The 13,769-nt window shown below is 58.2% G+C and carries 15 protein-coding genes; 7 read left to right on the top strand and 8 right to left on the bottom strand.

The annotated features are described in order from the left end of the window. Positions 1–5: 5 nt before the first annotated feature. Positions 6–989: an NAD-dependent epimerase/dehydratase family protein gene (locus FSY45_RS08140; RefSeq protein WP_046460835.1), complete on the bottom strand. Its 984-nt coding sequence runs from the start codon at positions 987–989 to the stop codon at positions 6–8. Positions 990–1,292: 303 nt separating this feature from the next. Between FSY45_RS08140 and FSY45_RS08135 the strand changes: the two genes are divergently transcribed. From FSY45_RS08135 to FSY45_RS08125, 3 genes are read left to right on the top strand one after another with little or no spacing between them, the layout of a single operon-like run. After that, the gene (locus tag FSY45_RS08135; RefSeq protein ID WP_131667121.1) at positions 1,293–1,589 is read left to right on the top strand and encodes a hypothetical protein; all 297 of its coding nucleotides are present in this window, start codon (positions 1,293–1,295) and stop codon (positions 1,587–1,589) included. Further along, complete coding sequence (locus FSY45_RS08130) at positions 1,552–2,625, top strand: ThiF family adenylyltransferase (RefSeq protein WP_080944411.1); 1,074 nt, start codon at positions 1,552–1,554, stop codon at positions 2,623–2,625. Before FSY45_RS08135 ends, FSY45_RS08130 begins: the two co-directional genes overlap by 38 nt. Then, complete coding sequence (locus FSY45_RS08125; RefSeq protein ID WP_080944412.1) at positions 2,618–3,073, top strand: HIT family protein; 456 nt, start codon at positions 2,618–2,620, stop codon at positions 3,071–3,073. The genes FSY45_RS08130 and FSY45_RS08125 overlap by 8 nt, the downstream gene beginning before the upstream one ends. A gap of 522 nt (positions 3,074–3,595) precedes the next feature. Here FSY45_RS08125 and FSY45_RS08120 read toward each other — a convergent pair. Then, positions 3,596–4,585, bottom strand: a complete 990-nt coding sequence (locus FSY45_RS08120; protein WP_080944413.1) for an alpha/beta fold hydrolase — start codon at positions 4,583–4,585, stop codon at positions 3,596–3,598. Between the two features lie 451 nt (positions 4,586–5,036). On the opposite strand from FSY45_RS08120, the gene FSY45_RS08115 reads away from it, so the two are divergent. Beyond that, positions 5,037–5,471, top strand: a complete 435-nt coding sequence (locus FSY45_RS08115; RefSeq protein WP_046460836.1) for a hypothetical protein — start codon at positions 5,037–5,039, stop codon at positions 5,469–5,471. A gap of 219 nt (positions 5,472–5,690) precedes the next feature. Here the strand turns inward: FSY45_RS08115 and FSY45_RS08110 are convergent, their stop codons facing one another. Together FSY45_RS08110 and FSY45_RS08105 are read right to left on the bottom strand one after the other, a co-directional pair. Continuing rightward, positions 5,691–6,791, bottom strand: a complete 1,101-nt coding sequence (locus FSY45_RS08110) for a catalase family peroxidase (RefSeq protein WP_255443242.1) — start codon at positions 6,789–6,791, stop codon at positions 5,691–5,693. Then, positions 6,724–7,113: a hypothetical protein gene (locus tag FSY45_RS08105; RefSeq protein ID WP_046460853.1), complete on the bottom strand. Its 390-nt coding sequence runs from the start codon at positions 7,111–7,113 to the stop codon at positions 6,724–6,726. Before FSY45_RS08105 ends, FSY45_RS08110 begins: the two co-directional genes overlap by 68 nt. A 271-nt stretch (positions 7,114–7,384) precedes the next feature. Between FSY45_RS08105 and FSY45_RS08100 the strand changes: the two genes are divergently transcribed. Next, a complete protein-coding gene (locus tag FSY45_RS08100) occupies positions 7,385–7,834 on the top strand; it encodes a MerR family transcriptional regulator (RefSeq protein ID WP_187427543.1) in 450 nt (149 codons plus the stop codon). Here FSY45_RS08100 and FSY45_RS08095 read toward each other — a convergent pair. Further along, on the bottom strand, positions 7,819–8,505 hold the full coding sequence (locus FSY45_RS08095; RefSeq protein ID WP_046460839.1) for a type 1 glutamine amidotransferase domain-containing protein: 687 nt from the start codon (positions 8,503–8,505) through the stop codon (positions 7,819–7,821). The two genes, FSY45_RS08100 and FSY45_RS08095, sit on opposite strands and share 16 nt — an antisense overlap. A 293-nt stretch (positions 8,506–8,798) precedes the next feature. Here FSY45_RS08095 and FSY45_RS08090 point away from each other — a divergent pair, with 293 nt between their 5' ends. Continuing rightward, positions 8,799–9,599, top strand: a complete 801-nt coding sequence (locus FSY45_RS08090; protein WP_046460840.1) for a MetQ/NlpA family ABC transporter substrate-binding protein — start codon at positions 8,799–8,801, stop codon at positions 9,597–9,599. 4 nt (positions 9,600–9,603) lie between these two features. Further along, a complete protein-coding gene (locus FSY45_RS08085; protein ID WP_046460841.1) occupies positions 9,604–10,701 on the top strand; it encodes a DUF6817 domain-containing protein in 1,098 nt (365 codons plus the stop codon). A 120-nt stretch (positions 10,702–10,821) separates the two neighbouring features. Here FSY45_RS08085 and upp read toward each other — a convergent pair whose 3' ends face one another. From upp to FSY45_RS08070, 3 genes are all read right to left on the bottom strand, one after another. Further along, entirely contained in the window at positions 10,822–11,454 is a 633-nt protein-coding gene (gene upp, locus FSY45_RS08080) for a uracil phosphoribosyltransferase (RefSeq protein WP_003062768.1), read from the bottom strand. 112 nt (positions 11,455–11,566) lie between these two features. Then, positions 11,567–12,541, bottom strand: coding sequence for a threo-3-hydroxy-L-aspartate ammonia-lyase (locus FSY45_RS08075; RefSeq protein WP_003062769.1), 975 nt, complete (start codon positions 12,539–12,541; stop codon positions 11,567–11,569). A gap of 181 nt (positions 12,542–12,722) precedes the next feature. Further along, complete coding sequence (locus FSY45_RS08070) at positions 12,723–13,619, bottom strand: enoyl-CoA hydratase-related protein (RefSeq protein WP_046460842.1); 897 nt, start codon at positions 13,617–13,619, stop codon at positions 12,723–12,725. Between the last annotated feature and the right edge of the window lie 150 nt (positions 13,620–13,769).

Below are 13,769 nucleotides of genomic sequence, written 5' to 3'. Positions count from 1 at the left end.
GATGCTTATTTGATAGCTGCTTCTGAAGGCTGGGCAAAGGATTGCTGCTGATTTCTATGAAATTCATCGGCAATCAGCGCCAGCCCCTGCCGGTAGCTGGTAACGACAAACCCCGGAAATGCCTGCTTGAACTTGCCGGAGTCAAACAGATTGTCGTGGGCATAGCGGGGCAGCAGCTCTCGCAGCTCTGCCACGGGCTTGGAGATCAGGCCGGCTGCGCTCAGTACCAAGCGGGGCAGCAGGTGATGGCGGGAAGACCGGGAAGAGCGGCCAAAGCTCTGGCTGGCCCAGTCGATCAGCTGCTTGTAGTTGGGGCGAGTATCGTCGCATGGCAGATGCCAGGTCTGGTCATAAGCATCGGGCGTGTTGCCCAGCAAGGCCAGAGCCCTACTGGCATCGGGGGTCCAGATCAGGGTGCGCAGGCGGTCGTCTCGCACCGGGGCCAGTGGTGTCTTGCCGGCCTTGAGCCTGTCAATCACCAAGGTGTTGGTAATGCTCTGCGTCTGGGCCGGGCCGTAGAACTCGGGCGCCCGTGCGATCAGCACGGGGATCTCCCCGCGTGCCATCTCGGACAGCACCATCTCGGCCATGGCGGCGCGCACCCGGCCTTTGCGCCCCACAGGGGCGAATGCCGTCTGCTCGGTCTGCAGCTGCGCGTTCTGCGGATACATATAGGTGTTGTCGAAATAGACAAATGGGGCCCCCGCAGTGCGGCTGGCCGCCAGGGCGTTGTGCAGCATGGCCGGAAACTGCTGCTCCCAAAGCTGGGTATCGGGAGGCAGCCCTGCGGTGAAATACACCACGCTGCTGCCCTGAACGGCTCTGGCTGTTTGCTCGGCATCGAGCAGATCGGCGGCTTCAAGCAGGTCCGTGTCATGTATCTTGCGCGGCCTGCGGCTCACCAGCTTGAGTTCATCGCTGTAGTTGCGCTTGAGTTCGCGCGCCAGCTCGGTGGCGATCTGCCCGTTGGCGCCCAATATGGTCTGCATTCCTGCTCCTAGATGAATAGCTTCACCAGCCTTGATGACCGGGAACGAGGCAAGCGTAAGCTTGAAGCGTGGTTCAAGGTCAAGCGCAGATTGCGCAGGAATGGCGGGCCCGCCTGCTTAGCTCGGAAGGCAGACAGGCTTGCAGCGGTGGCGTAAATGCTGGGCTTAGACCCGCTAACGCCGCTGCTGGAATCAAAATATCAATTAAGTTTATGGGTATTTTCCCTAGTTTTATGCGCTCGGTAACTCGTTAAATTCAAATGCATTAATGAGAATCATTCGTATTTAAAAGGAGTGAATCACATGCATAAATTAGCAAAATGTTCAGTTGTAGCAAGCATTCTTTTGGCGGCTCAGGCTCAAGCAATACCAACATATGTTCAATCCAAGAATGGAGAATTGATAAATCGCCCTGTTGCGATGGATAAAACCATTGCAGCAGATCAAACTATGGAAGTTGATCAATCCGTGGCGAATTCTAAGGATGCCGCTGCAAAAATATTGGTTAGTTGGTCTGCTGGCTGTAATGTGCTGATGAATTCACCTGACTCGCACATGATCAATGACCCAATGGCGAGATGGTATTACGGGTGTAACTAATTTAAATTATTTGGGAGGCATTGAGCGCCTCCTACTCCGTTTTTTAATAATTATTATGAATAATCAAGAAGCATGGCTCATGAATTTCAGCGAAAATAATGACGTTAAAATTAAAGATGGAGTGGTATTGATCGACCAAGTGCCTGTAGGTCTTATTTTGCCATCCGCTATTTTCAGTGATGTAGCCAATGAAATTGGCATTGTTGGTAGGAATGGAGTCGTTCAGAATAAATCAAAAAGTCAGGAGATTTTTTACCAAAGTATGATTGATGCAGGTGCAATTTGTTTCGGAACACCAGAGGAAATTGTGAAAAGTCAACTCCTTTTAAAAGATCCAGTTACTAGCCGAACTGCCTCCTACTTTTTAGCATGTAGTGGAAGCTGCACCAAGTTGGTTGATTACTATAAAAATATCAGAAAATCAAAAGTGCTCATAGTTGGCTGCGGCGGCATTGGTTCTCTTGTTGCTATTAATCTATGTGGCGCTGGAATAAATGATATTCATCTTGTTGATCACGACAAGATAGAAAGCACAAATCTCAATCGACAATTTTTTTGGACGAGAAAAGATATAGGTCGGTTTAAGTGCGATACATTAGAAGAGGTTATCGAAAGTCGATACTTCGGCATAAATATTAAAAAAACACTTTCTAAAATTACGCCAGAAACACTTCACAATTTTGGAAAAGACTACGATGCTGTTGTAGTTAGTGCTGATGAGCCATTGGGCATAAAAAAATATATCCGAGATTACTTTGATTCACTGGTAATAAATACTGGGTATATTCATAGTGACGTTTACTATACCCGATTAGGGAAATTAAATGGTGACACACCAACCTCAATATGGAAAAGAAATCCATGGTTTATTGGTCCCAGTTTTGGACCAGTCAACACGGAAATAGCAGGTGTTGTCAGTTCATTAATAATTGGTCACATTTGCGGAATATTGGCCGAATCTGACCATATGGAAGAATATTGGAATTCGATGAGTTTTCCAAGACACTCTGGAGGAAAGGTTTTTAAAAATGGTTAATGATTGTATTTTTTGTCAAATTATAAATGGAAAATCCCCCGCTCATATATTGTGGGAAGATGAGAATCATATGGCATTTTTATCAATCTTCCCAAATACGCCAGGTTTTTCCGTGGTAGTCACAAAAGAGCACCTGCCAAGCTATGTAGTTGACTTAGATGATGTGCGCTTTGCCAATTTATTTTTAGCAGCAAGAAAAGTATGCAAAATGATTGACTTAGGCGTGGATGATGTAGCGCGAACTGGAATTATTGCGGAAGGATACGGAGTCGATCATGCGCATATAAAGTTATTCCCTATGCATCAAACACCCAAAAGCTGGGCTCAAATAAAATCAAATAATAATAAAGTTTTCTCAAAATATGAGGGGTATATTTCTTCCCACGATGGACCTCGGGCAAGTGATTTAGAGCTGCAATTGATGGCAAAAAAAATCAAGGGGATTTGAAATCTGGCGCCAATCAAGCAAAGGAGTACCTTGATTTTTTACACGAATTTCCATTGGGATCGTGTCGTTTGTGGAGTGTTTAAATGTAAGTAAATAGTTCTCCCTGATCAAGTCAAAGATTAATTCTGGGGGCGGTGGAGAAGGTACTGGAGGAAAGTATCCGGCCAATCCGGTCTTCGTTGGCTTTGATGAAGAGCTGTGGTGCGCCGATCCCCCCTAATGACTTAGGTTCAGTGGCTGCTCTTGGCTGCTCTGGGCCGATCTGGGAAAGTCCCTGTAGACCCATTGCGGTCATTCACCCTCAGACTACTAACATCTGCTTTGCACTGATTGCCGTAGCTCGTAGCTGCATTGCGACCTAACGGTGACATCTCCAATTCGGCCAATCAACATGACCGCGTCTTTACTGACGCTTTTCATGTTGCCAGATCTGCCTGCAGCACCTCACGGCAATGGAGCAGGGGGAGGCTTGTTTTTAAGCAGGCAACCATTTGGGGCCCAACGCCAAGGTGAGGTTTCAGCTCACTGTTCCTGATTCTTGCCAACAGGAACAGGTATTGAGACGCCTGTTGAGAACTCATCTGGAAGCCTTGTCGGCTTTATCGTTCGCGTTGCGGGGCTGAGAAAGTCGATGACGGAGCGCTCGAATTGTTCGGGCTGATCCAGCATGACGAAGTGGTAGCTGCCATCAATGCGCTGGAAGCTGACTTGAGGCGTGGCTGCATAGGCGGATTGAAACGTGGCATCGACGTTGCCTGCGGGGATGCCGTAGCTAGTGTCGTAGGCATAAATTACATGCACAGGCACGGTGATGCGGCTGAGCTCGGGGCGCAGGTCTGAGGTCATCAACTCGTAGGTGGCATTTGCCACAGTCTGGCGGTCTGATCGGCGGCTAGCGGCGAGCAGGGAAGGACGGGCAGTTTCGGTCTTGGCGAGGCGGGCGAGGGAGGCGGTTTGCATGGCTTCCATCTGAGCGTCTGTTGCCGTGAGCAACGTGTCGCGAAATGCGGCCGCGCCCGGCGTGGCTTTCTCGCTGGTTGCAGACGGATCAAGCAGCAGGCTGTAGAAGGGCAACGCATCGACGATCATCAGGCGCGACACCCGCTCGGGATGACGCGCGCCCAGCATGAGTGCAGCCTCACCCCCCAGGGAGTGGCCGATGATGGCGGGTGTCTGTAGGTGCTCGCGTTCAATGTAGTCCGCGACGGCTTCTGCCGTGGGCCCAATCACCGGACCTTGCGGATCGTGCGCTGCGGGTGCTCCAGCAAACCCAGCCACTTGAACGAGGTGCAGGCGATGGCTTTGCTGGAGGCGCGCGGCAAGGCCACGCCAAATGTCGCGGGAAGATGCCAGGCCCGGTATGAGGATGACATCCGGCCCGCTTCCTTCTACGACCACCGAGATGCGGTCGCGCGCTGTGGGTGCTTGTTGTGCGGTTGCCGATTGGGCCAGCACAGGCGACGTGAGTGAGAAGGTGAGGCAGAAGGCTACGAGCCAGGCTGAGAAACGCATAAAGTCAGCCCTTTTGTCAGGGTGATGTTCCGAACAAGCTGAGCATTATCTGCGCTGTTTCCGGGACTGACTCAGATGTGCCTAGACCTGCCGTTGGCTGACTCGCGCCGGAGGACAGCTTCTGGCCGGTAGCAGCCTGCCGCCAAGGAATGTTCACGACCCGTTGCGGTCGTTCGCTGCGCCTTGATCAATGCCTGCAGTCTTTCATTGCGACATCGCCATCGGCGACTCCAAAGCCAGTATCTGCTACTGGACTGCCGCCGATTCATCTTCTTATGAGTTAAAGCCTCCTCAAAACCCCGGGGCGGTCCAGTGCAGGTTTTTTCGCTGGGTCGATACATCAGTTCGAATCAGCCTCTGGGTGGCCCTGAGGGCGTCTTCGAAAATTCCCAATTTTCAGCGGGCGTGATTGTTACGAGGATCGGTCCACTCAGTTCAAGTGGAGACAAAAATGCGATTCGAATTCCGTTCAATTGCCACACCGGCCCGACATGCAGTGCATGCCTTGTTCATCGCCGCGACCCTGTCTGGCGCGCTGGCGCTGGCGACCCCCTTGTCTTTTGACATGGCAACCAGCCCAGAGCAGCGATTTCAACTGGCCTTGGAAGCCCAGACTGCAGGTGACTACGCCCCTATGCTCGCGTTGCTGCGCCAGGCGGCCCGCGATGGCGAGGCACAAGCGCAGGAAACACTGGCATGGGTGCTTCTGGCCGGCCCAACCTTGTACGGCGCTGCGGTAAAGGCAGATCGCTGCGAGGCAGCTCACTGGCTGCGGCAAGCTGCCGTAAAGGGGAGTCAAACGGCCAGAAGCCAGTTGAATTTTCTGAACCGCCTGCGAAATGCACCGAGTGGCCAGACGGCCTGCGCATTCGAGTGGAAGGGGTGACATGCGCAAGATCCCTTTTCAGATCACAGCGTCATCTTCAAGCATGTGCCACATGCCCAACGTGACTGGGACACGGCACTGTGTGGCCGCTACTGGCTGCTACCGGCCGATTAACGACAGTCGAAGATCGGCCGGTAGCTTGCCTTCCAGGTTCACCCTTGCTTGACTTTGGCCTTGCTGGAACCTAAGGAGGAATGCACTGAGCTTGATCCTCGGAGTTCATTGACCACTCAAGCGCTTGCCAAATGACACCGCATAGGCCTGGGAGCGAAAGCGGAGCACCGGATCATTGGTGGGCGCAATGCCGTCGGCCATCACCATCGGATCAAAGTTGATCGGCTCGCACAAGCCTCCTTTCTGAGTCGAAGCACTCGTGATCGTCAAGGTGCCGGCCTTGAACTCAGGTCGCTGTGCGGGCCATGATTGCGTGGGGTCGTCCTGGGGATCACCCGGCTGCCCGACCGTCACCAGCATGTCCCAGCGAGCCGGTTTATTTGATGTGCTGCGGATCAAGGCGGTTTCCAGAAAGTCCGTTCCAGCCGTCTTCAGCGCCTCGTTGCTTAGCGGCTTCTCCCCTTCCTGCGGTACTAAGCGCCAGCGCACCAGAGTCACCTTGTCTTGAGCATTGATGAACTTGAAGGTGTGAATGCCAAAGAATGCGCTGCGGGTGTAGCTGTCGGGAGGGTTGTGGCTGGCCAGGTATTGCGCCTGAGCCAGGCTGTCAGGATGGGAGGCCCTGAATGCTTTGAGCTTTTCCGGGTCCGGCTTGCCGGTGGCTGGATCGGGGCGCTGAGCTTCGGTCAGGTCCAGAAACGTTCCGGGGTGGGCGGCGCCAAACATGGGGGTGTTCAGCATGGACATCTGGTGCAACTGCCCTTTGGGGAGCTTGAATTGCAGGGCCATTCCACGCGCGCTTTGGGCAACATCTGGAACCTTGGGGTTTCCTCCTGCCAGCGAGAAGCGCGCAATCACCGGAACGGCTTGGCCGGAAAACAGTGCAGAGCGCGAGTAGCTGGCGGCCTCGGCGGTAGCGGTGAATTCGCCCACCGCGCAGGTTCCCTTGATGTGATTGCGGCGCTCTCCCTGATGAACGCCAAAGGTCGCTTCCAGAGCCTGGACCACCCGCGGTGCCGTCACCTCCTGCTCGGCTGCCAGGGTGAAAACCGGCGACACCACCATGACACAGCTCAGCGCGAGCTTCATTTTTCGGAGCTTCATTGTTTCTTCCTCTTGATGATCCAGGCTTGAGTTCTCAGGGCTTGGCGATGTGCCAGCTGTTGTTGAGCAATCCATCTCCCGTTCTGTCTCCGGGCTTGGCATCCTTGGCCCAGTAGTAGAGAGGACGGCCCTTGTAGGCCCATTGCTGATCACCGTTGTCGCGGACAACCAAGCTCCAGTCACCGGTAGCCGTCGCCCCCGGGGCCACCGTCAGAGGCGGCCAGTTCGTGGCGCAGCCACCGTTGCATACGCTCTTGCCGGATCCGACGGCATCTTTGTCGAAGACATACAGCGTCATCTGGTTGGGGCCCACGAGCACGCCATTCATGGCAGAAGCGGGCGTCTGCGCCTGGGCGGCAGTTGTCACGGCACAGGCTGCCAGGAACACCGAGGTGAGGGTGGCGAAGGAAGCGAGACAGGTCATGGAGATCTCCTTGAGGTTGACCTGCTGTAAACAGTTCAAGGACGCTGTTTATTCCATTGAAAACTCTGCCCGCTCATCCTCCGAGGCTGTCCGGGCAGAAATCGCCCTACGCAGTCCAGCGCAAGGCGATCTGACCATTGGTGCCCGATATGGATCGGCGTTTTAACTCCTTGAAGCACAGGCTTTGCCGGCCTCAACGACCGGGAGTGATGCAAGCGTGAGCTTGAAGTCAGGTTCAAGGTCACGCGCGGATTGCGCGAGAATGGCGTACATGAAAATCGGAGAACTCGCCCAGCGCACAGGTCTTGCCGCATCGCGCATTCGTTTTTACGAGCGCATCGGCCTGCTGAGCGTTGCCCAGCGTCAGGCCAACGGCTATCGCAGCTATCCCGAAGAGGCGGTGCTGGCGCTCAGGCTGATTGCTACGGCGCAGCAGGCCGGCTTCAGCCTGCAGGAGCTGCGCCAGCTGCTGCCCGAGGATCTGAAACAGTGGCAACATGACGAGTTGCTGGCCACACTGCATCGCAAGCTGCAAAGCATCGATCTGATGCTGGCACAGCTGACGCAAAATCGCGCCGATCTGGGCGAGCTGATTGCCCAGATCGAGGCCAGACCCGAAGACATGGACTGCGCCGGCAACGCTCGGCGTGTGCTGTCGCAAATGCGCTTGCTGGGGCCGGACGAGGAGGCGGCGGGTCGACCCGCTCAGCCCAGCAACTGAGCCACCTGCAGGGCAGTGGCCCGGGCCGACTGGGGGTTCTGCCCGGTCACCAGCCTGCCGTCCGTCACGACCTTGGAGACAAAGGGCAGCCAGGCTTTCTCATATTGGGCACCGCGCTGGCGCATCAGCGCTTCGGCGTTGTACGGCACTTTGCTGGCCACGCCTGCCAGCCTTTCCTCCAGCCAGGAAAAGCCTGTCAGCCTGCGTCCGGCGACCAGCAGCGGGCCGTCGGACAGGCGGGTTTCTAGCAGACCGCAATAGCCGTGGCAGACCGAGGCAACGACGCCACCGCGCTCATGGAGGTCACGCGTGATGCGCTGCAGCCCCTGCGAGGATGGAAAGTCCCACATCACGGCATGGCCGCCGGTGAAATAAATGGCATCAAAGTCTTGCGCGTCCACGGCATCAGGGGCGGCCGTATTGGAGAGCAGGGCCATGCGCGCTGCATCCGCCAGCCATGCCCTGGCCGTGGTATCCCGGTTCGGCCATTTCAGCGAGCGCGGCTCCAGCGGCGAGCGGCCGCCCAGCGGGCTGACCAGGTGCTGCGCGTAACCCCGCTGGGCAAAGACTTCCCAGGCATGGCTGAGCTCCGACAGCCACAGGCCGGTGGGTTCGGCAGGGTCATCGTAATGGGCGACGTTGCTGACGACGTGAAGAATGCGACGGGGCATGGGGAGTCTCCTGTGGCTCCCAACTTAAGCTTGAAGTGCAGTTCAATGTCAAGCTCGCGGTGTGCTCGAGGTATTCCTGTTTTGATAGCTTTAATCGCTTTATAGGTAAGGGATTGGGTCGGTTTCTATTGATATTTTCCGAGCCGCGCTGCCAGCCATTCCGCTTTGTGATGGGGGCGGGCCCCAGCCTGGCTGCTGAGGTTTGCTTTATGCGTTAAGTTTCAAGCTGCTGTCCCTGAGCGTGTACATGCTTGGCGGACCTGAGTTTCCCGGATTTGTCTTGAAAGGTGCCCATGGTGCACAAGCGTTCTCTCGTAAAAGCCCTGGCAGTTGCCGCCCTGGCACCTGCCGCATTGCTGGCCCAGGCCCAGGATCTGGCCGTGACCGTCGGCGTGACGGCCGGCCCCCACGCCCAGATTGCCGAAGTGGCCAAGCAGGTTGCAGCCAGGCAGGGCCTGAAGGTCAGGCTGGTGGAGTTTGGCGACTTCATCCAGCCCAATGCGGCGCTGTCCACCGGCGATCTCGACGCCAACATCTATCAGCACCAGCCCTTTCTTGATGCCCAGAACAAGGACCGTGGCTACAAGCTGGTGCCCGTGGCCAAGGCTGTGAACCAGCAAATGGGCGTTTACTCCAGAAAGGTCAGGAAGCTGGCTGATCTCAAGAGCGGCGCGCGCGTGGGCATTCCCAACGACCCCACCAATGGCTCGCGTGCTCTGATGGTGCTGGCCAAGCAGGGATTGATCACGCTCAAGGCCGATGCCGGTGCGCGCGCTTCGGTGCTGGACATCACGGCCAACCCCAGAAAGTTCAGGTTTGTCGAGCTCGAAGCCGCCCAGCTGGCCCGCGCCCTCGATGATCTGGACGCCGCGGCCGTCAACAGCAGCTACGCCGTGGCAGCCAGCCTGTCCCCCCAGGGCGACTCGCTGGCGCTGGAAGATGTGAACACGCCTTATGTGACCGTGCTCATCGTCACGCGCGCTGGCCATGAGAACAGCAAAGGCCTGCAGGCGTTTGTGAAGGCCTACCAGTCACCCGAGGTCAAGGCCTTTGTGGAAAAGACCTTCAAGGGTGCCTACACAACTGCATGGTGAGCGCATGAATCAGCCCTGGAATCAACTGGATGAGGCGCTGTTCGAGCGCGCCAAGACTTTGCTGGACGAGGAATGGCTGAGCCGAGACGTCGATCTGGCGCCGCTGCTGCCTGTGGTGCTGGAGCGCGGTGTGGGCCAGGATTGGCACAAGGCCGGCACTTTTCGCCACCATCTGGCAGGCGTGGCGCGCTCTCTGGCGCTGTGGCAGCAACCCAGGGACGTGCGCCTGCTGGGTCTGCTGCACAGCGTCTACGGCAATGCCTTTGTCGATCTGGTCAAGTTCGATGCCGGCAATGAGCGCGATCAGCTCAAGCGCCTGATCGGCGTGCAGGCCGAGCATCTGGTCTATCTGTTCTGCACCATGAGCCGCACCCAGTTCGTGCAAAAGCTGCTGGCCGGCGATATCGCGGCGGACGGCAGCATGCAGCTGGAGCGCAACGGCCCCGAGCCGCGCGAGACCATCAGGCTCACCGCCTATGAAGTGGCTGTGTTCGCCATCGTCAGCATGGCCGACAGCATGGAGCAGTGGTTCAGCTGGCAGGAAGACATCTATTCGCGCTTCCCGGCTGTGGACCACAGTCGTCAGCAGGCCGTGCACTGGGCGGCGTCGCTGTGGCCCGGCCCCATGCGCCCGAGCAGCCGCATGCTCAGCCAGATCAGCGGCCTGGGCCAGGCGTTGCAGCATCCTGCGCTCAAGACCCAGCTGCCGCTGCCGCCCGTTTTTGCGAACTGCAGCCAGCTACTGAGCGCTGGCAACGAGGCTGCGGCCGTGGCGCTGTACTGGTCGGTGATTCAGCTCGATCAGCCGCTGGTCGATCTGGACGCTGCCACCGCCACGCTGGAGCAGGCTGTCGCGCTCAACCCCTGGGTGGGCGAGCCGCAGATGGTGCTGGCCCAGCTATACCTGAGCGCGGGCCGCAACACCGATGCCGCCCGGGCCGCCGATAGCGCGCTGCAGTGCTTTTGCGCCTGGGGCAATGCCTGGGACAAGCGCGTGCAGTGGGATGCCTGGATTGCCTGGACGCGTATCCTGCTGCAGTCGGCCCGGGAGGACAGCTGGCCTGCACGGCTGGACAAGCTCAACAATATGGCACTGCGCTAGCCTGGGCCAGCACAGGCTCAGGCTGAGCAAGCACTGCCGCCTGGGGCGGACATCAGGCAATATGAAAAAACCCCGGCAGTCGGGCAACTGCCGGGGCTCATCGACTGAGTCAGAGCTCGCTTACTTGGTGCCGAAGATACGGTCGCCCGCATCACCCAGGCCGGGCAGGATGTAGCCATGGCTGTCCAACTCGCGGTCCACGGCGGCGGTGTAGATGTCCACATCGGGGTGGGCGGCCTGCATGGTCTTCACGCCTTCGGGGGCGGCCAGCAGGCACATGAACTTGATGGACTTGGGCGCGCTCTTGTCCTTGAGCTGCTGCACGGCAGCCACGGCCGAGTTGCCGGTGGCCAGCATGGGGTCGACGACGATCACGTCGCGCTCGCCCATGTTTTCGGGCATCTTGTAGTAGTACTCGACGGGCTTGAGGGTTTCGGGGTCGCGGAACAGGCCGATGTGACCGATGCGCGCGCCGGGCACCACGTTGAGCATGCCGTCCAGGAAACCGTTGCCGGCACGCAGAATGGAAACCAGGGCCAGCTTCTTGCCGTCAATGACCTTGCCCATGGTCTTTTCCATGGGGGTTTCGATCTCGACATCCTGCAGCGGGAAGTCGCGCGTCAGCTCATAGGCCATCAGTGTGGACAGCTCGCCCAGCATGCGGCGAAAGCTGTTGGTCGATGCTTCCTTGCGGCGCATCAGTGTCAGTTTGTGCTGGACCAGAGGGTGGTCGATCAAATGCAGAGTGCTCATGTTCTTGGTCTTTGTGGTGAAGGCAGGCAGGCCCGCTTGTGGCGGACTTGTGCTTGCAAAAAATGGGATCAGGCGGATGCGGGCCGGGCCGCAACGGACGCTATTTTCGCTGTCACTCGGACAGCAGGCTGGCAAAACGCTCTAAATCCACATTGCCGCCGCTGATCACAATGCCCACGCGCTTGCCCTTGAGCGGCAAACCGCCGTGTATGGCAGCTGCCAGAGACAGCGATCCCGTGGGTTCGACCACGATTTTCATGCGCTCGGCATAAAAGCGCATGGCCTGGACCAATTGCTCGTCGTTAACGGTAAGAACTTCGTTCACTCGCTGCTGGATGATGGCAAAGGTCAGATCGCCCGGCGCCTGGGTCTGGGCACCGTCGGCAATGGTGCGCGGCGTATCGATCTTGACGATATGGCCGGCGCGCAGCGACTGCTGCACATCATTGCCCGCTTCGGGCTCAACGCCGATTACCTTGCATTGCGGAGCCAGGGCGTTTGCGGCCAGCAGGCTGCCGGAGAGCAGACCGCCGCCGCCCAGGCAGACAAACAGGTAGTCCAGATCCGGCACTTCCTCCAGCAATTCCTTGACCGCCGTGCCCTGACCGGCGATCACGTCGCGGTGGTTGTAAGGCGGGATCAGTGTCATGCCACGCTCGGTCGCCAGCTTGTGGGCGATGGCTTCGCGGTCTTCGGTGAAGCGGTTGTAGGTGACGACCTGGGCGCCATAGCCGCGCGTGGCGGCCATCTTGGAAGCCGGTGCATCCTCGGGCATGACAATCAGGGCCGGCATGTCCAGCAACTGGGCTGCCTGGGCAATGGCCTGGGCATGGTTGCCGGAGGAAAAGGCCAGGGCGCCGCCCTTGCGCTGCTCGGGTGTGAACTGCGCCAGAGCGTTGTAGGCGCCGCGAAACTTGAAAGCGCCTATGCGCTGCAGGTTCTCGCATTTGAAGAACAGGCGCGCGCCCAGCTGTTCGTCCATGGTGCGGCTGGTCAGCACCGGCGTGCGGTGGGCTACGCCCTGCAGGCGCTGGGCAGCGGCCACGACATCGTCATAAGTGGGCAGGGGGGCGGTGTTTGTGCTCATGGCAAGACAGGCTGGGGTGGTACTGAATCCATGATAACGGCGCCTCGCCCACTTCAAGCCGATTTGCTGCGTTGCGGCTCGGCTACCTGTCGATGGCGCCCAGCGGGCCATCGAGAAGATAGAGAAATACGAGCGGAAAAGGCATGCAGGCCTTTATTGGTAAGTGCTGATAGCTATTCAATCAGGAGCGATCGCCCGCTTGAGGTAGTGCTGGTGCAAACGCCTGCAGCGGCTCCAGCGGGGGGAAGTCGCCGGCGCGCTTGGCCTGCATGGCACTCACGGCCTCCATGACATGGCGGTTGCTCCAGATGCCGCTCTGCACCCAGCCCATTTGCTGCAGCGAGTCGCTCACGCTGTGGTCGCGCGCGTAGTTGATCACCTGCTTGCTGCCCCAGATGGCCACGGGCGGCTTGGCCGTGATTTCGCGCGCGCAGGCGAGAGCTGCTGTGACGGTGGCTTCGGGCGTGTCGTAGACGGCGTTGACCAGACCGTGACTGGCGGCCTCCTGCGCTGTCATGCGGCGGCCGGTGTAGGCCAGCTCCTTGACGATGCCTAGCGGCATCAGCTTGGGCAGGCGCTGCAGGCTGCCCAGGTCGGCGGTCATGCCGATATTGATCTCCTGCACGCAGAAAAAGGATTCGGCGCTGGCATAGCGTATGCAGGCAGTGGCCACCAGATCCAGTCCGCCACCCACGCAGGCGCCCTGAATGGCGCAGATCACGGGCATGCGCAGGGCTTCGATCTTGTTGAAGGTGGACTGCAACTGGGCCAGGGTGTCGATGATGGCGGCGCGGCCCTCGGGCGTGCGGTCATTGGGCGCAAAGGCGGGGTCGGCAAAGGTCTCGAGTGCCATGCCGGCGCAAAAATGCTTGCCCGTGCTGCTGATGACCAGTGCGCGCGACTGGCCGCTGCGCTGCAGTGTGTCCAGCACCAGGTCCAGCTCCTGCCAGAACCTGGGATTCAGAGTGTTGAAGGCATCGGGGCGGTTGAGCACCAGATGGGCAATATGGTCGACCAGGTCCAGGCGAAAGCTGCTCAGACCGGCGGTCAGCAAGGTGTCGTCAGAGGTATGGGGCATGCCGGCATGGTGTCTTGCTGCGTAGGCCGCGCCAGTCACACTTGCGACTGCAGACAGAAAAGCCGGTCTGGGTCAAACCTGCGGTGCCAGCCGTTCCCTCCTGGGTGCATGGAGCGGCTGGCAGAGAAGCTGGTGAAGAGATGGATGCTG

It is taken from the genome of Comamonas sp. Z1, from assembly GCF_008121555.1.
GTDB classification, from domain to species: Bacteria; Pseudomonadota; Gammaproteobacteria; order Burkholderiales; family Burkholderiaceae_C; genus Comamonas; species Comamonas thiooxydans.
The sequence above is the reverse complement of the archived record's forward strand: the minus strand, read 5'-3'. Positions and strand labels throughout refer to the sequence as shown.